The sequence below is a fragment of the Stappia sp. ES.058 genome, from assembly GCF_900105595.1.
GTDB lineage: Bacteria > Pseudomonadota > Alphaproteobacteria > Rhizobiales > Stappiaceae > Stappia.
Genome location: NZ_LT629784.1, coordinates 1,488,130 through 1,510,275, shown reverse-complemented (window position 1 = coordinate 1,510,275; position 22,146 = coordinate 1,488,130). Strand labels below are relative to the sequence as shown.

The window sequence follows — 22,146 nt, the reverse complement described above, 5'->3', positions numbered from 1 at the left end:
GCCGCACCAGGTCAGACAGCGTCTGTTGGCGAGACGTCAGCGCGCCTGGTCCAGGATGCGCTTGCACTCCAGGAGCTCGAACAGCGTCGCCTGCAGGCGGCGGATGTCATCCTTGGAGAGATTTCCGGATGCGACCGCTTCCGCCCTTTCCCCAAGCAGACGTTCCATCAGCCGTAAACCGGCACGCGCCTGTGCGGGCTCGTTTCCTTCCGCCGTTTCGGGGAGGATCCCGCGCGGAAGGTCTGCGTCTTGTCCTTCCATGGCGGGAGCATCGCTCGACGCCGCGTCGGGAAGCGGCACATCCGGTCCACGCCCGGAGGATGATGAATGCCGCGAGGCGGCGGGTTTCGATCCCCGCCCCTGCGTTGCTGCCTTAACGTCATCACTGCCGGCCACCTGCGCGGCCAAAGCCGCGAGCGGCAAGCCATCCTCACGCCAGACCTGCATGACGAAGCGCGCGCCCTGTTCCTTCAGGATGCGCTGCACACCCTTGATGGTATAGCCTTCGCCATAGAGAAGATGCCGGATGCCGCGCAAGAGTTCGATGTCGTCGGGTCGATAGTACCGCCGCCCACCGCCGCGCTTCAGCGGACGGATCTGGCTGAACCGGGTTTCCCAAAAACGAAGGACATGTTGTGGAAGATCGAGGTCTTCGGCGACCTCGCTGATCGTGCGGAAGGCGTCTGGGCTTTTTTCGGTCGACACGGCCGTACCAGTCTATCGTCGCAACTGAGTTCAATCGTCGCCGGATGGCCCGATCATGGTCTCGTTGATTTTCTTCTTCAGGACATTCGACGGCTTGAAGACCATGACCCGCCGCGGAAGAATTGGCACTTCCTCACCGGTTTTCGGGTTCCGTCCGATGCGCTCGCCCTTGGAGCGAACGACGAAGGACCCGAACGACGAGAGTTTCACAGATTCACCGTCAACAAGACAATCCGCAATCTCCGACAGAACCTTTTCGACCAGCTCCGACGACTCGGATCTGGAGAGGCCGACCTTCTGGTAAACAGCTTCGCACAAGTCAGCTCGTGTGATTGTCTTGCCGCCCATGGTCCCTCCTTGGCCGAGCAACTGCCCTAGCGGAAATGGGATTTCGTTATTGCCGCACAAGCGTATTGGCTTGAACCCCGGCGGTCAACAGCGCCGGGCAAGTCCGTTGCGAAAAACGCACGTCATACAAGCATTTGACGCTTTACCAGCGAAGCAGCGAGGCGCCCCAGGTGAAACCGCCGCCCATCGCCTCGAGCATGATCAGATCGCCACGCTTCACACGTCCGTCACGCACGGCCGCGTCGACGGCCAGCGGAATCGACGCCGCCGACGTGTTGCCCTGGTCCTCCAGCGTGACCACAACCTTGGCGGGATCGATGCCAAGTTTCTTCACGCTGGCGTCGATGATGCGACGGTTGGCCTGGTGCGGAATGAACCAATCGAGCGCATCGGCATCGGTGTCAGTCGCCGCAAAGGCGTCCTCGACCACATCGGTGATCATCGAAACCGCGTGGCGAAACACTTCGCGGCCCTGCATGCGCAGATGGCCGACGGTCTGGGTCGACGATGGCCCGCCATCGACATAAAGCTTGTCCCGGTGATTTCCGTCGGAGCGCAAGTGCGAGGTCAGGATGCCGCGGTCTGCAGCACTGCCCTCGCCTTCGGACACCTCGAGCACCATGGCGCCGGCACCATCGCCGAAAAGGACGCAGGTGGTGCGGTCGGTCCAGTCCAGGATCCGCGAGAAGGTCTCCGCGCCGATCACCAGAGCCCGTTTCGCCATGCCGCAGCGCAGATATGCATCGGCGGTGGAGAGCGCGTAGACAAAGCCCGAACACACCGCATGCACGTCGAAGGCGAAGCCGTGCGTGATGCCGAGCTTCTGCTGCACCGTCACGGCGGATGCCGGAAAGGTATTGTCGGGCGTCGCGGTCGCGAGAATGATCAGGTCGATATCCTGCGCGCCGAGACCGGCGGCATCGAGGGCGCGCGTTGCCGCCTTTACGGCCAGATCGGATGTCAATTCGCCATCGGCCGCAATGTGACGCGCCCGGATGCCCGTACGCTGAACGATCCACTCATCGGATGTGTCGACCATCTCCGCCAGTTCCGCGTTCGTCAACTTGCGCTGTGGGAGATAGCTGCCCGTTCCGAGGACGATGGAGCGCTTCACTGTCACGTATCACCTTCCGATCCATCTCGCGTGCCGAAACGGCCGCGATGGTAGTTCTTCAAATCGTGGGAAATCTTGTGCATCAGCTCATTGCGGGCCATGTCATAGGCAAGCTCGATCGCGGAAGAAAACCCTTCCGGATCGGTCCCGCCGTGGCTCTTGATGACGATCCCGTTCAGACCCAGGAACACGCCGCCGTTGGCCTTGCGCGGGTCCAGTTTCTCCCGCAGCAGATCGAAGGCATCGCGTGCCAGAAGATAGCCGAGTTTTGCCCGCCAGCTTCGATTCATCGCCGCGCGCAGATAGCCGCCGATCTGCTTGGCGGTGCCTTCCGCGGTTTTCAGGGCGATATTGCCGGCAAAGCCTTCGGTCACGACCACATCGACGGTTCCCTTGCCCAGATCGTCGCCTTCGACGAAACCCGCGTAGGTCAGGGTGTCCAGATTGGCCTCGCGCAACAAGCGCCCCGCGGTACGAACATCTTCCAGCCCTTTGACCTCCTCCACGCCGATGTTGAGCAAACCGACGCTCGGGCGTTCGATGGAAAACAGGACCCGTGCCATTGCTCCACCCAGCAACGCGAAGTCGATGAGCTGCTGGGCATCCGCACCGATCGTCGCGCCGACGTCGAGCACGATGGATTCGCCGCGTGCCGTCGGCCAGATCGCCGCAATGGCGGGGCGCTCGATGTTTGCCATCGTACGCAGGCAGAATTTGGACATGGCCATCAAGGCGCCGGTGTTTCCGGCGGAGACCGCGACATCCGCCTCCCCGGTCTTTACCGCGTCGATGCTGCGCCACATGCTGGATTTCCAACGGCCCTGCCGAAGCGCCTGGCTGGGCTTGGCATCCATTGCCACCGAGACTTCGCAATGATGCAGTGTAGAGGTGTCGCGCAAGCGCGGGTGCGCCTCAAGGAGCGGAGAGACCACTTCCGTGTCGCCAAAAAACGAAAAGACGATGTCTGGTCGACGTTCAAGCGCAAGCGCGGCTCCGGCCACGACGACTTTCGCCCCGTTGTCCCCGCCCATCGCATCAAGTGAAATTCGAACCGTTTGAGCCATCGTCCGCGTTGTTTCCGGCCGTTTCTTGTCCTGTCGGCGACATGTCCCGCTGGTGGCATGTCCTGCTAGTGGCATCGGCCACCGGTCCACGCCTCCCGCCGGCGCCACCATGTTTGGTCCCGGCGCGATATACCCGCCGGGTGGTCCGCGTCAGGGCTCCGCCGGATGCCGAGGCGTTGGCGAACATACCCGTTTGCCACCGCGAAACAACCGCTTTCTCCTTTCGCACCGCAATGCAATTGCCGGCTTGCGCGCACGTTACTCACTGTTTTTCTTGAACTCGGCAAGGACGGCAAAAGGCGACGGGCGCGCCGCGCTGCCGGCACCGTCCCCGCCGTCCTCTTCGGCTGGACGATAGGCTTCGGGAACCTCCGCCTCTGCCGCACGGGGGTAGAGCTCCAGGGCAAGCGCGAATTGCTCGCACACCACAGCGCCGAGATCGAGATCGCGGCCGGCCAGCGGGTCCGGCGGATCCTCGCTGAAGGCCTCGACATCGATTTCCGCGGTCTCTTCCTGGCGTGCGGCGTGCGGGTCGAACCGGCGCGAGAAGGTCTCATCCATTTCCTGCTCGACCGGAGCAAGCGTCACCACGCAAGGCTGGATCGCACGGGCCCGCAGATGCCCGTCGACCGCAACGCCATCCTTGCGCCAGGGACGAAGACGCAAAACGCACGTCATGTCTTTCAGGTCCAGCAAGCCGTATGTCTCGATCATTCTGGCGCGCTCGTTGGCATCGGGTTCAAAGGTCACTTCCTTGACCTGATTGCCAAGACGGGTGACGTCAAACGGGCGTTTGACCGGAAAGGTTTTCGCGATCATGGGTCGGTCTCCCCTCATTTCGAAAAATCTGTCGCGGCGGGCCAGTTCGGCCGGCCATCGAGGATCCCGTTCGCCGGCTGTGCTTCGAGAGCGTCGGCTGCAGAGCGGATGTAGCGCGCCATTGCGACCGCCGCCTGCGGCTGCGCGCCATCGGCAAAAAGATTGCGATCGACGGCCTCTGCCAGCGAGTGCGTACCCTCATCCTTGAGCGCTTGCGAATACACGGCCGCACGCCCATAAAACGCCTCCGCCATCTTCTTCACCTTCTTTGGCACCGTTACGTCGCCAACGCCCATTTCCCGCAATGTCCCGTCCATGTCCTGGAAGAAGACGTCGAAAAGGTCCTGGGAAAATGCGCTCTCCGCCTCCGACCCGCCGCGCAAACGCTCCAGAATCAGGATGGTATGCAACATCACCAGTTCGAAACGGCCGTCGAACGTATCCGGTACGTCCAGGCTGGCATAGAAATGGGGTTGCCGCGCCTGCGCCACGATCGCGGTGTAGGTCGCTATGACTTGAGATGGCGTACGTCGGCGGAAAAGACCGAATATCATGGGTTGCCTTCGTCTGGAGCAAGGTTGCCAAGTCGCCTATCGCAGGTTAGGGACTTTGCCAAGGATGCACGGTCCACGACATTGACCGGCGTTTGCCCCTATGTCGGGTTTTGCCGCAAGGAAAGCAACAGGACAAGTTTCAATGAAGAAATGGCTTCGCGGTGCACTGGTGGTTGGCGTGTTGGGATTGCCGCTTGGCGGATGCTTCACCACGACCCTCAACCACGGTCATGTCATCCCGGCTGAACGTGTGAGGGATATCCAGGTCGGCTCTTCGCGCGAACAGGTCGAACTTCTGCTCGGATCCCCCTCCACGATGTCCCGACTGGACGGCGAAGCCTATTACTACATCTCCCAGACAAAGGAGACGACCGCATTCCTGGCTCCCGAAACGGTCGAGCAACGTGTGGTCGCGATTTACTTCGATGAGGACGGTTTCGTGCGCGACACCGGTTACTACAGCCAGGAGGACGGCAAGATCGTCGATATCCTCACGCGCAAGACCCGCACTGGCGGTTCGGATTACGGCTTCCTGACGCAGATCCTGCGCGGCGCAAAGAACCCCAGCCTCGGTCTTTGAGGCACGTTTCACGGACATGAAAACAAACGCCCGCCGCGATCCGCGGCGGGCGTTTTTCATTCCGGGACGGGGCCGGACGAGCCTTGCCTGCAAGACCCGGCCGGCGTCGTTCAGCCGTGCGCCAACACCGCCAGCAGCAACAATGCGATGATGTTGGTAATCTTGATCATCGGGTTCACCGCCGGCCCGGCGGTGTCCTTGTAAGGATCGCCGACGGTGTCTCCGGTCACCGAGGCCTTGTGTGCCTCCGAGCCCTTCTCGTGCTTGACGCCGTCCTTGTCGACGAAGCCATCCTCGAAGGACTTCTTGGCGTTGTCCCATGCGCCACCGCCGGCGGTCATGGAAATCGCCACAAAGAGGCCGGTGACGATCACGCCAAGCAGCATCGCACCGAGTGCCGCAAACCCCTGCGACTTGCCGGCGATGGCCGCAATCGCGAAGTAGATCACGATCGGAGAGAGCACCGGCATCAGCGACGGGATGATCATTTCACGGATCGCCGCCTTGGTCAGCATGTCGACGGCGCGACCGTAGTCCGGTTTCTCCGTCCCTTGCATGATGCCCGGTTTTTCCTTGAACTGCCGGCGAACCTCTTCAACGACGGCACCTGCGGCCCGCCCGACAGCGGTCATGGAAATGCCGCCAAAGAGGTAGGGAAGCAGGCCGCCGAACAGCAGGCCGACGACGACATAAGGGTTCGACAAGGAGAAGTCGACGCTCACCCCCTCGAAGTAGCTGCCGGGCGCCGCATTGGCCGCGAAGAACTTGAGATCCTCCGTATAGGCCGCGAACAGCACCAGCGCCCCCAGACCAGCCGAACCGATGGCATAGCCCTTTGTGACCGCCTTGGTCGTGTTGCCGACCGCGTCGAGCGCGTCGGTGGTGACCCGCACTTCCGCCGGAAGGCCCGCCATCTCCGCAATGCCGCCTGCGTTGTCGGTAACCGGCCCGAAGGCATCGAGCGCGACGACCATGCCGGCGAGCGCCAGCATCGTGGTGACCGCGATGGCGATGCCGAAGAGGCCGGCCAGATTGAATGCCGCCAGGATGCCGACAATGATGATGATCGCGGGAAGCGCCGTGGCTTCAAGCGAGATCGCAAGCCCCTGGATGACGTTGGTACCGTGACCCGTGACCGAGGCCTGGGCAATGGAGCGCACCGGGCGATAATCCGTCCCGGTGTAATACTCCGTCACCCAGATGATCAGGCCGGTAACGAACAAGCCGACGATGCCGCAGTAGAAGAGATGCCGACCGGAGAACGTGATGCCCCCGGAGGTGGTGTACTCCGTCGAAAACCCGAGCCAGAAGAACACGATCGCGAAGAGCGCGACGGCGGACAATACTGCGGTGGCCACGAAACCCTTGTAGAGCGCGCCCATGATCGAGTTGTTGGCGCCGAGCTTGACGAAGAAGGTGCCGATGATCGAGGTCACGACGCAGGCGCCGCCGATCACGAGCGGCAGCAGCATCAGTTCGGTCGCCGCCGATCCGGTGAAGAAGATCGAGGCGAGCACCATCGTGGCGACAACGGTCACCGCGTAGGTCTCGAACAGATCGGCCGCCATGCCGGCGCAGTCACCGACGTTGTCGCCGACGTTGTCCGCGATGGTAGCCGGGTTGCGGGGGTCATCTTCCGGGATTCCGGCCTCGACCTTGCCGACCAAGTCGCCGCCGACGTCCGCCCCCTTGGTAAAGATGCCGCCGCCCAGACGGGCGAAGATCGAGATCAGCGATGCACCGAAGCCGAGCGCCACCAGTGCGTCGATGACCGTGCGGCTTTGCGCGGCAAAGCCCATTCCCTCAGTGAGGATGGCGTAATAGACCGTCACACCGAGAAGGGCGAGACCGGCCACCAACATGCCGGTGACCGCACCGGACTTGAAGGCGATTTCCAGACCGGCCGCGAGCGAGTTGCTGGCCGCCTGCGCGGTCCGCACGTTGGCACGCACGGATACCAGCATGCCGATATAGCCGGCGGCGGCGGAAAGGATCGCCCCGATCGCGAACCCGATGGCCACAAGCAGGCCGAGCAGCCAGGCCACAAGCGCAAAAATCACGACACCGACAATGGCGATCGTCGTGTATTGGCGATTGAGGTAGGCCTGAGCGCCTTCCTGAATGGCGCCGGCGATTTCTTGCATGCGTTCGTTGCCGGCGTCCGACGCCATGACCGACCGGACCGCCCAGCCGCCGTAAGCGATGGACAACAGACCACATAAGATGACAAGCGTAAGTTCGAGCATACTTCCCCCCAATGAAGGACGCGAGAAGGGCCTTTGTTTGTTTTGCTTCTGGCCCGGAGGGCTTCGACGGTAGCCGTCCTGCGTCTGCCGTCAAGGCGCAGTTTGGCTAACAGCATCGGATCGGGGAAATCAGATGCCCCAGCCTGCGATTTCCAACGAGGATCGCCCGGATCAGACCCGCGAAGCGAAGCGTTCTGACAGGACAAGCCATCCGAGAAGAATCACGCAAATCAATGTGAAGGGGAAAACGAGCCAGTTCACCGTTGCCCACCCGAAGGCATGCAGCAGCGCGCCCGACGAAAAAGACGCGGCCGCGACAAAGCCGAACACCAGAAAGTCGTTCACAGCCTGGACCTTGTTGCGCTCCGCCGGACGGTAGACATCCGTGAGCATCGCCGTCGCGCCGATAAAACCAAAGTTCCATCCAAGCCCGAGAAGCACGAGCGCGATCCAGAAATTGGCGACATCCACCCCCGCCAGTGCGACAATCGCACAGCCAGCCAGAAGCGCCAGACCGACTGAGACGATGCGCTCGCGTCCGAACCTCGCAATCAGGTGGCCAGTGAAGAAACTCGGCCCGAACATCGCCAGCACATGCCACTGGATGGCATGCGCCGCATCGGTCTGCGTCAAACCGCAGCCGATCATGGCGAGCGGGGTTGCCGTCATGACGAGGCTCATCAAGGCGTAGGATGTGATGCCGCAGGCGGCGGCGACGATGAAACGCGGCTGGGCCATGATCCGGCCGAGCGGGCGGCTCGCGCCGTCAGCCGCCGGACCGCGCGCCGGACGGGGAATGGAAATGAAGGACAGGATGACAAGGCTGAGCAGGGCAAGGCCAGCCTGGGCGACATAGGTCCCGGCAAACATGATCGGCTCGAAGAGATCCGCCGTGTTGATCACGGTTTGCGGCCCGATGATTCCGGCTGCAACCCCTCCGGCGAGGACGAAGGAAATCGCCTTGGGACGATACGCGTCACTCGCGGTGTCGGCAGCGGCAAACCGATACTGCTGGACGAAGGCGCTGACGAAACCGCTCGCCATTACGGCCAGGCAAAACAGAATGAAGTCAGCCTGAAAGATCGCATAGGCGGAAACAAGTCCCGAAAGTACCCCAAGCAGTGCGGCGCCGACAAAGCCGGCGCGCCGTCCGAAGCGGTGCATGATCGCACCAGCAGGCAGCGTGCCGAAGGCCGTGCCCAGCACGAAACTCGAGACCGGGAGTGTCGCAAGCGACTTGTCGGTGCCGAGCAGGCTTGCCCCGACGAGCGACGCCGAGGCAATCACGATTGAGGCAGACGCCCCGCCGAGTGCCTGAGCGATCGCCAGAAGCACCGCGTTACGACGCGCGAGGCGGTCGTCGACAAGGAAATCCGTTGCGTTGTCGGCTGCGGTCATCGTCCTGTCCGGCTGGGGTGCCATGGCCGCGCGCCGGCCCGGAAACACGGGCCTCTTGACGTTCGCAAGCACATGTCAGCGATGAATTGTCGACCCCGGTTTAGGACGCCATTGCGAAAAGCGCAAATCGGGTCATCGCAGCACCCGGACGGGTCAAATCCCTTCCGTTACGGCAAGCACACCGAAATCAGGCGTCGCCGCTGTTCGGGTCAACCCCTTGGCCAGTCTCTTTCGCCGAAGCCTGTCCGCTGAACTCCTTTTCGCGGAATTCGCGGGCCAGCCGATCCAGTACACCGTTGACCATGCGCGGCTCGTCGCCATCGTAAAACGCGCGAGCGACGTCGATATATTCGCTGAGCACGACACGCGCAGGCACGTCCTTGCGCTTCATCAGTTCAAGGGTACCAGCGCGCAGGATGGCACGCAGGGTGGTGTCTATCCGCTTCAACGGCCAGCCCGCGACCAGCGCGCGATTGATCTCCGGATCGAGCGTGCGCTGCTGATCGACGACACCGCTCACCAGATCGCGGAACCAGGCCGGATCGGCCTCTCGGTACTGTTCGCCGTCGAGCTCGGCACCGAGCCGATAAGCCTCGAACTCGGCCAGGACGTCGGCAAGGTTCGCACCGCCAACGTCCATCTGGTAGAGCGCCTGAACAGCGGACAGCCGCGCGGCACCGCGCTTGTTGGCGGGGCGTGGCGTATCGGCTGCTGCCGGCGTGGGATCGGACATTGTCGTCAAACTCCGAGCTGGTCCCGGACGGCGATCATGTCGAGCGCCGCCTGCGCCGCCGAACCGCCCTTGTTCTTCTGTTTCACATCGGCCCGCACCCAGGCCTGATCGCTGTTTTCGACGGTGAGAATACCATTGCCGAGCGGCAGCGCCGCGTCGACCACCAGTTCCATAACGGCACGGGCCGATTCATTGGCCACGATGTCGTAATGAGAGGTCTCCCCGCGAATGACGCAACCAAGCAACACCGCGCCATCGAAGTCGGCAACGCCGCCTTCCATTGCCGCCAGCGCCATGGCAAGCGCGCCGGGGATTTCCAGGACGCCGGGAACGGAAACGCGCGTCACCTCGGCACCGTTTGAATCGAGCACATCCATTGCTCCGGTCAGCAGCGCATCGGCGATCTCGTCATAAAAACGGGCATCGATAACCAGGATTTTCGGGGTTGCCATATCGCCTTTTCCACCTTCAAAGCACGCGAGACCGAGAGCCTGAGGCCGGTCACCTGCGCGCGGGATCGATTCTTGATGTCGCGGTGTCGTGCCGCTCAGCCGTCTCGCCGGTCAACCTAGGACGATCTGCCAAGGGCAAACCGCCGCGCGCGACGGCAGCTGTCAGGGTGCCGGTAGGAACCATGCCTTGCCCCCTTTGTCCAGCCCGGATTGGCAGTGCCTGCCCTGCATCCAACGCAGGTCCTAGCGGTATTCGGCGAGCCGTGCCGCGTAGCGCGCCATCATGTCGACTTCCAGATTGACCAGATCGCCGGCCTTGCGGTCCACCCAGGTGGTTGCCGTCAGCGTGTGCGGGATCAAAAACACGGAGAACGTGTCGCCATCGACCTCGTTCACGGTCAGCGAGGTTCCGTCGAGCGCGACCCCGCCCTTCCTGGCGATGAAGGGCGCGACGTCGCCCGGCACGCGAAAGCGGAAAAAGACGGAGTCTGGATGGTCGGCGCGCTCGATGATCTCCGCGGTCGCATCGACATGCCCCTGAACGATGTGTCCCCCCAATTCGTCACCGATCTTCAGCGATCTCTCGAGGTTCAGCCGGGCGCCAACTGTCCAGTTTCCCACGGTCGTCAAGCGGAGGGTCTCGGCCGCCGATTCAATCTCAAACCAGTTGCCATCCGCGTCCCGGTCCTTTGCTGTCACTGTATGACAGACGCCGTCGCAGGCGATGGAGGCCCCGATGTCGATGCCATCCGGATCATAGGCGGTGGCAATACGGGTGCGTAGACCCGCCGGGATCTGAGAAATCTCGACGATGCGCCCGATGTCGCTGATGATACCGGTGAACATGCTCAATCCATCCTTCGCAGGTAACGAGTCATCGTGTCGGTACCCACAGGCACCGTTTCCAGCATCGCGTAGCGACCGCTCGCCGACAACGCCTCCAGACCCCGTCCGGCAAACGGGAGAATCCCGCCCTCACCCACCAGCATGTCGCCACGCGAAATGATCACCTCGTCGGCAAGGTCCGTCCCCAGAAGCGCATTGGCAACCGTTGCGCCGCCTTCGACAAGCAGGCGGGTAAGGCCGCGCTGACCGAGCGCGCGCATGGCCGCATGCGGTTCGATGCGGCCGTTGAGCGGGGTCGCCAGGCGAATGACGGTGCAGCCGGCCGTGGAGAGTGCCGAAACAGCTTCGGGATCGGCCTGCGCACTCACCAGCACCCACACGGGAACCTCGCGGGCGGTCGCGACCAGGCGACTGTCGAGTGGGAGCCTTGCGGATGTATCGAGTACGACCCGCACGGGCGATCGGTTCGCCAGGCCGGACAAACGGCAGTTCAACACGGGATCGTCGGCGATGGCCGTTCCGACCCCCACCAGAATGCCATCGCACTCGGCGCGAAGAACATGAACCCGTCGGAAGACATCGGGCCCGGTGATCGGGATCTGCCCCTCACCCTCGCGACCGATGAAGCCGTCGCGGGAAACCGCCAGTTTCAAGATGACATGCGGGCGTCCCGACAAAACCCGACGAACATGGCCGGCATGATGCTGCGCGCAAGCGTCGCGCAAAACCCCGGTCACGACCTCGACGCCCCGCGCGCGCAACATTTCGACGCCCCGGCCGGATACACGCGGATTGGGGTCAGGCAAGCCGATGACGACGCGCGCGATACCCGCATCGGCGAGAGCAACCGCGCAAGGACCGGTTCGGCCCTGATGGGAACAGGGCTCCAGCGTGACATAACAGGTTGCTCCGCGCGCACGTTCGCCTGCCTGGCGCAGCGCGATCACCTCCGCATGGGCGCCGCCGGGCGGCTGGGTAACGCCCTGCCCGACAACCACGCCTCCGGATGCGGGATCGCTGACAATCAGCGCGCCGACCGACGGATTCGGCCACACGCGGCCGAGGCCGCGCCGCGCATAGGCGAGCACCGCGGACATGAAGCGGGCGTCCACATCCGTCATGTGAGCATGAGCACCACGTTCCACAGGCTATCCGTCGTTGAATGTCGTGGCGTCGGGGCCGCTCATCTCGTCGAGAAGCGCTTCGAAGTCCCTGGCTTCGCGAAAGTCCTTGTAGACCGACGCAAAACGGACATAGGCGACATCGTCGAGGACCTTGAGGCCCTCCATCACCAGATTTCCGATATCGGCGGCGCGCACATCGCTGTCCCCGGAGCTTTCCAGCTGCCGGACGATGTTGCTGATCATGCGCTCCAGCTGATCGGGATCGACCGGACGCTTGCGGGTCGCGATGCGCACCGAGCGTTCCAGTTTTTCCCGATCGAACGGAACACGCCGACCCGTTCGCTTGACCACCGTCAACTCGCGCAGCTGCACGCGCTCGAATGTGGTAAAGCGACCGCCGCACTCGGAGCAGATCCGGCGACGACGGATTGCGGTGTTGTCTTCGGTTGGACGCGAATCCTTCACCTGCGTGTCATCGCAACCGCAATATGGGCACTTCATGTGTCACTCGGCTCCGAACCGGATTGCGCCGCCCGGATCACCAGGAACCCCTGGCGGGAGCGGTGCAAGGCCGGGATTGTCACAGGGATCGGGCACACGCCGACGCCGTCGTCCGCCTTAAAGACCGGGATAGATCGGGAAGCGGTCCGTCAGCGCGATGACCTTGTTCTTCACCGCAGCTTCCACGGCCGCATTGCCGTCGTCGGAGTTGGCAGCCTTCAGGCCGTCGAGCACCTCGGTGATCAGCTCGCCGATCTCGCGAAACTCCTGCGGCCCGAAGCCGCGCGTCGTTCCGGCCGGCGTGCCAAGGCGAATGCCGGAGGTGATTGTCGGCTTTTGCGGATCGTTGGGAACGCCATTCTTGTTGCAGGTGATGTTGGCGCGGCCAAGCGATGCTTCCGCGGCCTTGCCCGTCAGGTCCTTGGGTCGCAGATCGACCAGCATCAAATGGGTGTCCGTTCCATCCGAAACGATGTCCAGACCACCTTCGCGAAGTGTTTCGGCCAGCACCTTGGCGTTGTCCACCACGTTGCGGGCGTAGACCTTGAATTCGGGTCGCAGCGCCTCGCCGAAGGCCACCGCCTTGCCGGCAATCACATGCATCAGCGGTCCACCCTGAAGGCCAGGGAACACGGCCGAATTGATCTTCTTGGCGATATCTTCGCGGTTGGTCAGGACAATGCCGCCGCGCGGTCCGCGCAGGGTCTTGTGGGTCGTGGAGGTCGCGACATCCGCATGCGGAAACGGGCTGGGATGCACGCCGCCGGCAACAAGCCCGGAGAAATGCGCCATGTCCACCATCAGATAAGCGCCGGCCGCGTCCGCCACCTTGCGGAAGCGGGCAAAATCAATCTCGCGCGAATAGGCCGACCCGCCGGCGATGATGAGCGCCGGCTTGTGTTCGCGTGCCAGTTCCTCGAGCGCATCGTAGTCGATAAGGCCGGTTGAGGTGTCGAGACCGTATTGAATGGCATTGAACCATTTGCCGGACAGATTGGGACGCGCGCCATGCGTGAGATGGCCACCGGCATCAAGGCTCATGCCGAGGATGGTATCGCCCGGCTTGATCAGCGCGAGGAACACCGCCTGGTTTGCCTGGCTGCCGGAGTTGGGCTGCACGTTGGCAAAACCGCAGCCGAACAGCTGCTTCAACCGATCGATGGCAAGCTCTTCCGCGACATCGACGAATTCGCAACCACCGTAGTAGCGGCGGCCCGGATAGCCTTCCGCGTACTTGTTGGTCATGATCGAGCCTTGGGCCTCGAGCACGGCGCGGGAGACGATATTCTCCGAAGCGATGAGTTCGATCTCGTGGCGCTGGCGTCCGAGTTCGCGGGTTATTGCCGAATGGATTTCCGGGTCCGCGTCCGCAAGATCGCGGGTGAAGAAATCCGGATAAATCGGCGTGTCGAGCGTTGAGTCGGTCATCGACATCGTCGGTCCCCTCTTTCGTGAACTGAACTGGACGCAAGCAAAAGCTTGGTTAGGCACGCGGGCGGACCTTTTTTGAACCATCTCCCGACCACGGGAGACGAACAGGCGCCACTGTCAAGGGTTTCGCCAATAGCACAGCCCAGATTGTGAACCAAGAGCGAAGACCGCAAAGCAGCGAGTTCACTGCGAACCCGCCAACCTTCGAGTCAGCTTCCGCAATGCCAGTTGCTGAAGATCGGCCTGGCTGGCCTGGACGGGACCGATAATGACCACTTCCACACCTGTCGTGGCGTCGATCGCGGTCACACGAACCTGTCGTCCGACCGGGTAGAATTCAAAATAGACCTCGCCCGCCGGGCCATGCGGTTGGTTCATCCAGGGTCCCACCCAAATAAGACACGCTCACTTGCGCTCCGCAAAACCGATGCGGAGTTCGGACAGGATCGCGCATGCGATTTCTACTGGTAGCTACTGGTAGGCCGAGACCGCCGTGCTGGCGCCATCCAGCGCCAATCCGTCGCGGTTATAAATGTCATCCCGGAAATGAACCACGCCCTCCGACGTCGCCCAGGCCGTGACATAGGAAAGATAAAGCGGGATCTGCGACTGAAGCTTCACATCCTCGCGCTCACCGCCGCGAATTGTCTGATCGACCCGCGCGCGGTTCCAGTCCGGTGTGGTGCTGGCGAGGAGCCAGGTGATCAGCTCACGCACATTCTGGACTCGCACGCAGCCGGAGGAGTGAAACCGGTAGTCCGACCCGAACAGCGACTTCGACGGCGTGTCGTGCAGATAGACCTGATGCTTGTTGTGGAAGTTGATGCGGACCGAGCCGAGCGAGTTGATCTCTCCGGGCTCCTGACGGAACTGGAACTTCGTCGCCTCGTCCGTGCTCCAGTCGATCTGCTGCCAGGTGAGTTCATTGCCCTTCCAGTCGAAGATCCGGATGCGGTTCTTCTCGAGATACCGGGGATCCTCGTTCATCTTCGGAATCAGATCCTTGCGGATGATGGACACCGGCACCGTCCAGTAGGGATTGAAATTCAGCTCATAGATCTTGGAGTTGAGGATCGGTGTCTGTCGGTCGATCTTGCCGACGACAGCGGTGTGACGCGAACGCACACGACCGTTTTCGACCGCCTCGATCTCGGCTGCCGGAATGTTGACCATGACATAGCGGTCGCCGAGGAAGCCCGACATGGACCGCAAGCGCACCATATTCGTCTCAAGCTGCGAGAGACGCACAGCTGCGGGTACATTCATCGCATCCAGCGTGCTCTTGCCGACGACGCCATCGGGTGTCAGACCGTGGCGGATCTGAAAGCGGCGCACGCCCGCGTCGACGTAGGAATCGAAGGTATCGGACATGCCGGCGGTCTGCTCGATATCGCCCGAAACCATCAGCCGGCGGCGCAGAGACACCACATTGTCCTCTTGCGACCCGAGGCGCATCGCGCGGCGGCCGCTTGTCACCTGCGGCCATCCCCCGTTCTGCACGATCGAGGAATATCGCTGGATGGCGTATTCAACATAGGTGGCAGTGTCGGGAGACAGCGTCGGCGAAGACGATTCGACCGCCTGGAGGCTGCGCATCGTGTTGTCGAACTGGTCGCGCCATTCGACACGCTGCTGCTGCTCGATCAGCGCCTTCAACGCGGCGTTCTGCGCAACCGATGGTGTGGCGGAAAGCCCCGAAAGCAACATGGAAGCCACTCCGAGCATGGTGATGCCGAGAACGCCGCGTCGCACGCTGGCGCCAGATGCACCGTTCTTCACCGCCAGAGATGCCACCATGTCCATTCCGTCCTGCCTTGCCGCTCGTTGTCAATCAGACGTACTGCCAGCGGATTAACAAACACTCTCCCGGCCACCAGACTCACCTGAGTGCGCCTGTTACAGGCACACGGCGTAGGGTTAGCCATGGCAATATGGCACATTCATGTCGCTTCGTCCGTGATGCATGGGTCAATTTTCAGCGAGAACCGCTGCACAAATCGAACCGAACCGCGGTCGGAACACATCGGGCCGCCCCTTGCGGAGACGGCCCGATCGTCAAGTCATCCGATTTTGCTGGCGCCTGTCGACACCCTCGCCTCAAAGGCGATAGAGAATCTGGTCGGTCCAGAAACGCTCCAGCCGTCGAAGCGACCGGTTGAGCACCTTGAAATCATCCGGTCCGATCTCGCCGACCTGTTCCACCGACAGCATGTGCCGCTGGTACAAAGCATTCACCTTCTCGGCGACATCCTTGCCCTTGTCCGTCAGACTGACCCGGACCGAGCGGCGGTCCGTGCGCGAGCGCTGATGGTGGATGAAGCCGAGATCGACCAGCTTCTTCAGATTGTAGGAGACGTTCGACCCGAGATAGTAGCCCCGGGTGCGAAGCTCGCCCGCCGTCAACTCGGCATCGCCGATGTTGAAGAGAAGCAGCGCCTGGACGCTGTTCACGTCGGAGCGACCCTCACGATCGAATTCATCCTTGATCACATCAAGGAGTCGCCTGTGTAACCGCTCTACAAGCGTCAAAGCCTCAAGGTAGAGCGGCTGGATATCTTCGCCGTCTTCGGCTTGCAAAGCCACGTCGACCGCATTCGTTGCCGTCATCATCTGTTTGCGCCTCATGTATTGTTTGCGGTGCATTTTTTGTCACCTTGATGCAAACCATACCCGGCGGCCTCTAAAATCCGCTTAAAAAGGAGACTAAATCATCGGTTAACGCGCAAATGCATTACACGGGACCCTGATTTACCAATTATTAATTATAAATATTGCCGCGTTTCGCGGTTTATGAATTGAATACATGAGATATAGCAGCAATCCACAGTTGGAAATTTTTCGAGATTCCCGATGCGCGACAGATCGCAGCCCGGTTCGGAAACGCTTGTCTGAGTACTTTTGACGAGACACAAAACCGCACCGGCGAAATGCCGGCGCGGGCCCTGACCTGTGACCGTTCACGCCGATGTGGCGTCAGGTTGATTCCGCGCCGCGCAGGAAGCGGATGATGCCGGAGAAATCCGTGCCCGCCTCACCCTGATTGCAGAACAGATTGTAGAGCGCGGTCGCTTCCGCGCCGAGCGGAGTCGACGCGCCATTGGCGTTGGCCGCTTCCTGGGCAAGCTTCAGGTCCTTCAACATCATCGCGGCGGCGAAGCCGGGCTGATAGTCCCGGTTGGCCGGTGAGGTTTCCACCGGCCCCGGCACCGGACAATAGCTCGTCAGCGACCAGCATTGCCCCGACGCCGTGGAGGAGATGTCGTAGAGCTTCTGGTGATCGAGGCCGAGACGTTCGGCCAGCACGAAGGCCTCTGATACGCCGATCATCGAAATTCCAAGAAGCATGTTGTTGCAGATCTTGGCCGCCTGGCCGTTGCCGGGGCCGCCGGCATGCACGACCGTCTTGCCCATGATTTCGAGATAGGGCCTTGCTGCCTCGAAAGCCTCGTCGGGGCCGCCGACCATAAAGGTCAGCGTGCCGCCGGCCGCGCCGGCGACGCCGCCGGAAACGGGGGCATCGACCATGGCCATGCGGGCCGCGACGGCATCCTTTGCAACATCTCGCGCGCTGTCGACGTCGATCGTCGAACTGTCGATCAGCAAAGTGCCGGGACGGGCGTTCGCGAGAATGCCGGTTTCGCCGCCGTAGACACTGCGCACATGACTGCCTGCGGGAAGCATCGTGACGACGACATCCGCGCTCGACACAGCTTCGGCAACCGACTCGACCGGGTTGCCGCCCGCGTCCTTCAGACGCCCACGGGCCTCCGGCGAAAGATCAAGCCCATGGACCGTGTGGCCCGCAGCCACGAGGTTGGCCGCCATCGGCCCGCCCATATTGCCCAGCCCGACAAATCCGATCGTTGCCATGGATGAAGTCTCCCCGTTTTCGATGATTGAACGTGTTTCTGTCGCGCGATGCGCGTCACCTTCGCTGCTCGCGGTCGCTCAGATAGAGCAGCACGAGATAGACCGCGATTGTCGTGAGGTAGAAACCGATTTCATAGGGTCGACGTCCGAAGACGTCGGAAAAGACCGTATGCATCACCACCTGCGTCAGCGCACGGGTGAGCCACATCACGGTGCCCCATGACACCGTCAGCCAAAGGCCGATGGCGGCCACGAGGTCCAGCACGGCAAAGAACACGGTTGCTGCCTGCCATTCGATCGGCATGTCCCAGAACCAGACTCCCCGCCAGGGCACGATACCGACGATCCGGGCCCAGTGAATGAGGCCGCCACCAATCAGAAGAACGGCCATCGCGCGCAAATACCAGATCAGCGCCACGGACCAGTCAGGCCGGTTTCTCCAATAGTCTTGTAGCAAAGCGTTCATATGATCTCCGGCCCCCGCGCGCAGTCTCAATACGGCCCGGGGTCCCTTTTATCAGACATCGAGATCGCCGCCATCGGGAAGCTGAAAATAGCGCTCCACATCGCGGGGCTGCACATCGGCGACCCGTTCCGGCGACCACTTCGGGGTGTTGTCCTTGTCGACGATCACAGCGCGCACGCCCTCATAGAAGTCATGCCCCTTGAGGATATGGCTGACGATCCGGTGTTCGAGACGCATGCAGGCCTCGAAGTCAAGATCGGCGCCCTTGCGAAGTTGCGCGAAGGCGATCGACAGGCTGGTCGGCGACTTCGAGCGGATCGCGGCCAGCTGTTTCGCCGCCCATTCGCCGTCATCACCTCCGCCTGCGGCCGCTTGCAGCGCCGCGAGAACGTCCTGAAGCGAGGCCTTGCCGAAGACCTCATCACAGATCGTCGCACGGGCGGAGAGCGGCGCTTCGCCGGACGACAGATCGGTGGCGGTTCGGGCAAAGGCCGCAAGAACCTCGTCGGGCTGTGCGCCTTCGCAAAGCGCGGTGGTGAGCGCATCCAGGTCGGACGACATCACCGCATGGGTGAGCACCCCGGTCCACAGAGCATCCGCCTGCTTGAGACGTGTGGCGGTAAGTGCCGCCATCATGCCGGACTGATGCGGCATGCGCGGCAGGAAGTAGGTTCCGCCGACATCGGGAAAGAAGCCGATGCCCGTCTCCGGCATGGCGAACACCGTGCGTTCCGTGCCGACCCGGTGGCTGCCGTGAACGGACACGCCGACGCCGCCGCCCATGACGATGCCGTCGATCAGCGCGACATAGGGTTTGGGATAGCGCTTGATCTGGACGTTCAGACGATACTCGTCGGCGAAAAACGCGACCTGCGCGGGATCGCCCGCCGTGCCCTGATCGTAAATCCTGCGAATGTCGCCACCAGCACAAAAGGCCTTTTCGCCCGCCGCCCGCACGACCACGCAACGCACGGCATCCTCTTCGCGCCACTCCTCGAGCTTTTCGACAAACGCGGTGACCATGCCATGGGTCAGCGCATTGAGCGCCTTCGGCCGGTTCAGGGTCACAAGACCGGCATGGTCGCGGATGTCGAACAGGATATCGTCGTCGTTCATCAAGACTTCACCACCTTTTCGCCGAACAGGATCAGGACGGCGAGGATCACGCCGTAGCCCCAAAGCATCATTGCCGCGAACAACACGTCATACTCCGACGGAATCGCCGGAAACACCCTCGCGAAGGCCAGCGTCGCGGCGGCATCTCCCAAGAGACCGGGAATGACCACCCCCGCGGCAAAGCGCGCACTTTTGCCAGGTTCGCAGATCAGCCACGCTGCAAGCAGAGAAATCGCTCCGGCCGCCACACCACCCACGACGAGCGCCACCACATAAGCAAGCCCAGGGCCGACCAGAATGAGATGGCCGAAGAGCCGAAAGAGAAGGCTTGCGGCGATCCATCCCACAATGCCAACGAACAGTCCGCGTCGCATGTTGCTTCGCCCTTGTCAAAATGCCGAGGGCAAACCGCCCGTTCAGTCCTTCAAGAGATCACGCGCGATGATCATTCGCATGATCTCGTTGGTGCCTTCAAGGATCTGGTGCACCCGCACGTCGCGCAGGAAGCGCTCGACCGGATAGTCCCGCAGATAGCCGTAGCCGCCATGCAATTGCAACGCCTCGTTGACGACGGAGAACCCCACATCCGTAGCCATGCGCTTGGCCATTGCCGCCATGCGGGTGGCATCCGGCGTCTTGGCATCGACCAGCGTCGCGGCCTTGTGCAGGAGCAGGCGCGCCGCCTCGAGTTCGGTCGCCATGTCCGCAAGACGAAACTGAAGGGCCTGGAACTCGGCCAGCGGCTTGCCGAACTGCTTGCGTTCCTTGAGGTACGAAATCGAGCGGTCGAGACAGCTTTGCGCGGCGCCGAGCGAACAGGCGCCAATGTTGAGCCGCCCGCCATCAAGGCCGGCCATCGCGATTGTGAAACCTTCGCCCTCCGCACCGATGCGATTGGCGACGGGCACCCTGCAATCGCTGAAATCAACCTGCGCTGTCGGCTGACTCTTCCAGCCGAGCTTCGCTTCCTGCGCGCCGAAGCTCAGACCCGGCGTGTCCTTTTCCACCACCAGGCAGGAGATCCCCTTGGGGCCGGCCTCGCCTGTGCGAACCATGACGACGTATATGTCGGAGCGCCCGCCGCCGGAGATGAAGGCCTTGGAGCCGTTCAGCACATAGTCGTCGCCGTCGCGCACCGCGCGCGTGCGCAGGCTTGCCGCGTCCGACCCCGATCCCGGCTCCGTCAGGCAGTAGCTGGCAAAATGCTCCATGGAGCAGAGCTTGGGCAGAAAGTGCTGGCGCTGGGCATCGTCGCCGAAACGGTCGATCATCCAGGCGGCCATGTTGTGGATCGAGATATAGGCGGCGGTCGAGGTGCAGCCGGCGGCCAGTTCCTCAAAGATCACCGCCGCGTCCAGCCGGGTCAGCCCGGAGCCGCCGACACCGTCACCGACGTAAATGCCTCCGAATCCGAGTTCGGCCGCCTTGCGCAGTGTCTCTTCGGGAAAATGCGAGGTCTCGTCCCATTCGCGCGCATTCGGCTCCATCTCGTCGCGCGCAAACTGGCGTGCGACGTCCTGAAACGCGCGCTGGTCCTCGCCAAGGGTGAAATCCATCGAACCGCTCTCCTCCCGTAGCGTCGACGCGAGGGAATGCGCGCGGCGACCTGCCCCGTGGGATTATCCGCCCCCTGCGCCTGCGTCAATTGCGGCTCTGAATTCCGTCTTGCCCGGCTTTCGGCTGCACGCTTTCCGGTGCTAGTGTCGCGGCTCGAATGTCGAACGTCTATCCCGGAGTAGAAACATGACAGCGCCCCAGCGCCCCGCGAACGGTCCAAGCACCGCAACCGTCGATGCCGTTGTGGGCGGCCGGCGCATGCGCCGAAACCGTCGCACGGACTGGTCGCGACGCATGGTTCGCGAGAACACGCTGACAGTCGACGATCTGATCTGGCCGCTGTTCGTCACGCGCGGGTCGAACGTCGAGGAGGCTGTCCCGTCGATGCCGGGCGTCATGCGCCACAGTGTCGACCGCATCCGAGCGCAGGCGGAGGAAGCTGCGGCGCTCGGGATTCCGGCGATCGCGCTCTTTCCAAACACAGATCCGGAGCTGCGCGATGAGCGCGGCTCCGAGGCGCTCAATGCGGACAACCTCGTGTGTCAGGCCTGCCGGGAAATCCGTGCAGCCGGTCTTCCCGTCGGCCTGGTGACGGACGTCGCCCTCGACCCCTACACCAGTCACGGACATGACGGGCTTATGGAGGGCGAAACCATCGTCAACGACGAAACGGTGGACCAACTTGTGGCACAGGCGCTGCTCCAGGCGGAGGCGGGCTCGGACGTGATCGCGCCCTCCGACATGATGGACGGACGCATCGGCGCGATCCGCGCAGCCCTCGACGCCAATGGCCATCAGGATGTGCAGATCATGTCCTATGCGGCGAAATACGCCTCCGCCTTTTATGGTCCGTTCCGCGACGCTGTGGGAACCAACACCACGCTGATCGGCGACAAGCGAACGTACCAGATGGATCCGGCCAATACCGACGAGGCCCTACACGAGGTCGAGCTCGATCTCGAGGAAGGTGCCGACATGATTATGGTGAAGCCCGGAATGCCCTATCTCGACATCATCCGCCGGGTAAAGGACGCCTTCCTGCGCCCGACCTTCGCCTATCAGGTGTCGGGCGAATACGCGATGATCTGCGCCGCCGCGCAAAACGGCTGGCTCGACCACGACCGGGCGATGCTGGAAAGCCTGATGGCCTTCAAGCGTGCAGGCGCCGACGGCGTTCTCACCTATTTCGCGCCGGTCGTCGCGCGCCACCTCAGGAGATAGG

24 protein-coding genes are annotated in these 22,146 nt (G+C 62.5%); 2 read left to right on the top strand and 22 right to left on the bottom strand.

The annotated features are described in order from the left end of the window. Positions 1-36: 36 nt before the first annotated feature. From BLU32_RS06970 to BLU32_RS06945, 6 genes are all read right to left on the bottom strand, one after another. Positions 37-705 carry a MerR family transcriptional regulator gene (locus tag BLU32_RS06970; protein WP_093805615.1) on the bottom strand — a complete coding sequence of 223 codons (669 nt, stop codon included), beginning with the start codon at positions 703-705 and terminating at the stop codon, positions 37-39. A gap of 30 nt (positions 706-735) precedes the next feature. Continuing rightward, entirely contained in the window at positions 736-1,053 is a 318-nt protein-coding gene (locus BLU32_RS06965) for an integration host factor subunit alpha (protein WP_029056855.1), read from the bottom strand. 142 nt (positions 1,054-1,195) lie between these two features. Next, positions 1,196-2,173 (bottom strand): beta-ketoacyl-ACP synthase III, encoded by a 978-nt coding sequence (locus BLU32_RS06960; protein WP_093805613.1) that lies wholly within the window; start codon positions 2,171-2,173, stop codon positions 1,196-1,198. Further along, a complete protein-coding gene (gene plsX, locus BLU32_RS06955; protein ID WP_093805611.1) occupies positions 2,170-3,231 on the bottom strand; it encodes a phosphate acyltransferase PlsX in 1,062 nt (353 codons plus the stop codon). The genes BLU32_RS06960 and plsX overlap by 4 nt, the downstream gene beginning before the upstream one ends. A 258-nt stretch (positions 3,232-3,489) precedes the next feature. Further along, positions 3,490-4,050: a DUF177 domain-containing protein gene (locus BLU32_RS06950; RefSeq protein ID WP_157727549.1), complete on the bottom strand. Its 561-nt coding sequence runs from the start codon at positions 4,048-4,050 to the stop codon at positions 3,490-3,492. Between the two features lie 14 nt (positions 4,051-4,064). Further along, a complete protein-coding gene (locus tag BLU32_RS06945) occupies positions 4,065-4,604 on the bottom strand; it encodes a ubiquinol-cytochrome C chaperone family protein (protein WP_093805608.1) in 540 nt (179 codons plus the stop codon). A 142-nt stretch (positions 4,605-4,746) separates the two neighbouring features. Between BLU32_RS06945 and BLU32_RS06940 the strand changes: the two genes are divergently transcribed. Further along, on the top strand, positions 4,747-5,184 hold the full coding sequence (locus tag BLU32_RS06940; protein WP_093805606.1) for an outer membrane protein assembly factor BamE: 438 nt from the start codon (positions 4,747-4,749) through the stop codon (positions 5,182-5,184). Positions 5,185-5,294: 110 nt separating this feature from the next. Here the strand turns inward: BLU32_RS06940 and BLU32_RS06935 are convergent, their stop codons facing one another. From BLU32_RS06935 to BLU32_RS06860, 16 genes are all read right to left on the bottom strand, one after another. Then, the gene (locus tag BLU32_RS06935) at positions 5,295-7,430 is read right to left on the bottom strand and encodes a sodium-translocating pyrophosphatase (RefSeq protein WP_093805604.1); all 2,136 of its coding nucleotides are present in this window, start codon (positions 7,428-7,430) and stop codon (positions 5,295-5,297) included. Between the two features lie 171 nt (positions 7,431-7,601). Next, complete coding sequence (locus BLU32_RS06930; protein ID WP_093810695.1) at positions 7,602-8,828, bottom strand: MFS transporter; 1,227 nt, start codon at positions 8,826-8,828, stop codon at positions 7,602-7,604. Between the two features lie 187 nt (positions 8,829-9,015). Next, positions 9,016-9,561: a transcription antitermination factor NusB gene (gene nusB / locus BLU32_RS06925; RefSeq protein ID WP_093805602.1), complete on the bottom strand. Its 546-nt coding sequence runs from the start codon at positions 9,559-9,561 to the stop codon at positions 9,016-9,018. A 5-nt stretch (positions 9,562-9,566) separates the two neighbouring features. Continuing rightward, the gene (gene ribH / locus BLU32_RS06920) at positions 9,567-10,013 is read right to left on the bottom strand and encodes a 6,7-dimethyl-8-ribityllumazine synthase (protein ID WP_093805600.1); all 447 of its coding nucleotides are present in this window, start codon (positions 10,011-10,013) and stop codon (positions 9,567-9,569) included. Between the two features lie 243 nt (positions 10,014-10,256). Beyond that, a complete protein-coding gene (locus BLU32_RS06915; protein ID WP_093805598.1) occupies positions 10,257-10,859 on the bottom strand; it encodes a riboflavin synthase in 603 nt (200 codons plus the stop codon). A 2-nt stretch (positions 10,860-10,861) separates the two neighbouring features. Further along, the gene (gene ribD, locus BLU32_RS06910) at positions 10,862-11,980 is read right to left on the bottom strand and encodes a bifunctional diaminohydroxyphosphoribosylaminopyrimidine deaminase/5-amino-6-(5-phosphoribosylamino)uracil reductase RibD (protein WP_093805596.1); all 1,119 of its coding nucleotides are present in this window, start codon (positions 11,978-11,980) and stop codon (positions 10,862-10,864) included. 27 nt (positions 11,981-12,007) lie between these two features. Further along, on the bottom strand, positions 12,008-12,484 hold the full coding sequence (gene nrdR, locus BLU32_RS06905) for a transcriptional regulator NrdR (protein WP_093805594.1): 477 nt from the start codon (positions 12,482-12,484) through the stop codon (positions 12,008-12,010). A gap of 117 nt (positions 12,485-12,601) precedes the next feature. After that, on the bottom strand, positions 12,602-13,918 hold the full coding sequence (glyA, locus tag BLU32_RS06900; protein WP_093805592.1) for a serine hydroxymethyltransferase: 1,317 nt from the start codon (positions 13,916-13,918) through the stop codon (positions 12,602-12,604). 180 nt (positions 13,919-14,098) lie between these two features. Beyond that, the gene (locus tag BLU32_RS06895) at positions 14,099-14,293 is read right to left on the bottom strand and encodes a serine hydroxymethyltransferase (protein WP_093805590.1); all 195 of its coding nucleotides are present in this window, start codon (positions 14,291-14,293) and stop codon (positions 14,099-14,101) included. 93 nt (positions 14,294-14,386) lie between these two features. Next, the gene (locus BLU32_RS06890) at positions 14,387-15,640 is read right to left on the bottom strand and encodes a L,D-transpeptidase family protein (protein WP_208977038.1); all 1,254 of its coding nucleotides are present in this window, start codon (positions 15,638-15,640) and stop codon (positions 14,387-14,389) included. A 372-nt stretch (positions 15,641-16,012) separates the two neighbouring features. Beyond that, the gene (gene ldtR / locus BLU32_RS06885) at positions 16,013-16,525 is read right to left on the bottom strand and encodes a transcriptional regulator LdtR (RefSeq protein ID WP_093810693.1); all 513 of its coding nucleotides are present in this window, start codon (positions 16,523-16,525) and stop codon (positions 16,013-16,015) included. 363 nt (positions 16,526-16,888) lie between these two features. Beyond that, the gene (gene mmsB / locus BLU32_RS06880) at positions 16,889-17,785 is read right to left on the bottom strand and encodes a 3-hydroxyisobutyrate dehydrogenase (RefSeq protein WP_093805588.1); all 897 of its coding nucleotides are present in this window, start codon (positions 17,783-17,785) and stop codon (positions 16,889-16,891) included. Between the two features lie 55 nt (positions 17,786-17,840). Further along, positions 17,841-18,251 carry a DUF6163 family protein gene (locus BLU32_RS06875; RefSeq protein WP_093805587.1) on the bottom strand — a complete coding sequence of 137 codons (411 nt, stop codon included), beginning with the start codon at positions 18,249-18,251 and terminating at the stop codon, positions 17,841-17,843. A 51-nt stretch (positions 18,252-18,302) separates the two neighbouring features. After that, complete coding sequence (locus tag BLU32_RS06870) at positions 18,303-19,367, bottom strand: enoyl-CoA hydratase/isomerase family protein (protein ID WP_093805586.1); 1,065 nt, start codon at positions 19,365-19,367, stop codon at positions 18,303-18,305. Further along, positions 19,367-19,741, bottom strand: a complete 375-nt coding sequence (locus tag BLU32_RS06865) for a DUF5367 family protein (protein ID WP_093805585.1) — start codon at positions 19,739-19,741, stop codon at positions 19,367-19,369. The genes BLU32_RS06870 and BLU32_RS06865 overlap by 1 nt, the downstream gene beginning before the upstream one ends. A 42-nt stretch (positions 19,742-19,783) precedes the next feature. Continuing rightward, positions 19,784-20,923, bottom strand: coding sequence for an isobutyryl-CoA dehydrogenase (locus BLU32_RS06860; RefSeq protein WP_093805584.1), 1,140 nt, complete (start codon positions 20,921-20,923; stop codon positions 19,784-19,786). A 259-nt stretch (positions 20,924-21,182) separates the two neighbouring features. Here BLU32_RS06860 and hemB point away from each other — a divergent pair, with 259 nt between their 5' ends. Beyond that, positions 21,183-22,145: a porphobilinogen synthase gene (gene hemB / locus BLU32_RS06855; RefSeq protein WP_371326970.1), complete on the top strand. Its 963-nt coding sequence runs from the start codon at positions 21,183-21,185 to the stop codon at positions 22,143-22,145. Position 22,146: the final 1 nt, after the last annotated feature.

Excerpts from the sequence above, each read along its gene's own strand:
- BLU32_RS06965 (WP_029056855.1), bottom strand. The coding sequence starts at position 1,053 with ATGGGCGGCAAGACAATCACACGAGCTGACTTGTGCGAAGCTGTTTAC.
- plsX (WP_093805611.1), bottom strand. The coding sequence starts at position 3,231 with ATGGCTCAAACGGTTCGAATTTCACTTGATGCGATGGGCGGGGACAAC.
- BLU32_RS06950 (WP_157727549.1), bottom strand. The coding sequence starts at position 4,050 with ATGATCGCGAAAACCTTTCCGGTCAAACGCCCGTTTGACGTCACCCGT.
- BLU32_RS06945 (WP_093805608.1), bottom strand. The coding sequence starts at position 4,604 with ATGATATTCGGTCTTTTCCGCCGACGTACGCCATCTCAAGTCATAGCG.
- BLU32_RS06940 (WP_093805606.1), top strand. The coding sequence starts at position 4,747 with ATGAAGAAATGGCTTCGCGGTGCACTGGTGGTTGGCGTGTTGGGATTG.
- BLU32_RS06935 (WP_093805604.1), bottom strand. The coding sequence starts at position 7,430 with ATGCTCGAACTTACGCTTGTCATCTTATGTGGTCTGTTGTCCATCGCT.
- BLU32_RS06930 (WP_093810695.1), bottom strand. The coding sequence starts at position 8,828 with ATGACCGCAGCCGACAACGCAACGGATTTCCTTGTCGACGACCGCCTC.
- nusB (WP_093805602.1), bottom strand. The coding sequence starts at position 9,561 with ATGTCCGATCCCACGCCGGCAGCAGCCGATACGCCACGCCCCGCCAAC.
- ribH (WP_093805600.1), bottom strand. The coding sequence starts at position 10,013 with ATGGCAACCCCGAAAATCCTGGTTATCGATGCCCGTTTTTATGACGAG.
- BLU32_RS06915 (WP_093805598.1), bottom strand. The coding sequence starts at position 10,859 with ATGTTCACCGGTATCATCAGCGACATCGGGCGCATCGTCGAGATTTCT.
- ribD (WP_093805596.1), bottom strand. The coding sequence starts at position 11,980 with ATGACGGATGTGGACGCCCGCTTCATGTCCGCGGTGCTCGCCTATGCG.
- nrdR (WP_093805594.1), bottom strand. The coding sequence starts at position 12,484 with ATGAAGTGCCCATATTGCGGTTGCGATGACACGCAGGTGAAGGATTCG.
- glyA (WP_093805592.1), bottom strand. The coding sequence starts at position 13,918 with ATGTCGATGACCGACTCAACGCTCGACACGCCGATTTATCCGGATTTC.
- BLU32_RS06895 (WP_093805590.1), bottom strand. The coding sequence starts at position 14,293 with ATGAACCAACCGCATGGCCCGGCGGGCGAGGTCTATTTTGAATTCTAC.
- BLU32_RS06890 (WP_208977038.1), bottom strand. The coding sequence starts at position 15,640 with ATGCTCGGAGTGGCTTCCATGTTGCTTTCGGGGCTTTCCGCCACACCA.
- ldtR (WP_093810693.1), bottom strand. The coding sequence starts at position 16,525 with ATGATGACGGCAACGAATGCGGTCGACGTGGCTTTGCAAGCCGAAGAC.
- mmsB (WP_093805588.1), bottom strand. The coding sequence starts at position 17,785 with ATGGCAACGATCGGATTTGTCGGGCTGGGCAATATGGGCGGGCCGATG.
- BLU32_RS06875 (WP_093805587.1), bottom strand. The coding sequence starts at position 18,251 with ATGAACGCTTTGCTACAAGACTATTGGAGAAACCGGCCTGACTGGTCC.
- BLU32_RS06870 (WP_093805586.1), bottom strand. The coding sequence starts at position 19,367 with ATGAACGACGACGATATCCTGTTCGACATCCGCGACCATGCCGGTCTT.
- BLU32_RS06865 (WP_093805585.1), bottom strand. The coding sequence starts at position 19,741 with ATGCGACGCGGACTGTTCGTTGGCATTGTGGGATGGATCGCCGCAAGC.
- BLU32_RS06860 (WP_093805584.1), bottom strand. The coding sequence starts at position 20,923 with ATGGATTTCACCCTTGGCGAGGACCAGCGCGCGTTTCAGGACGTCGCA.
- hemB (WP_371326970.1), top strand. The coding sequence starts at position 21,183 with ATGCGCCGAAACCGTCGCACGGACTGGTCGCGACGCATGGTTCGCGAG.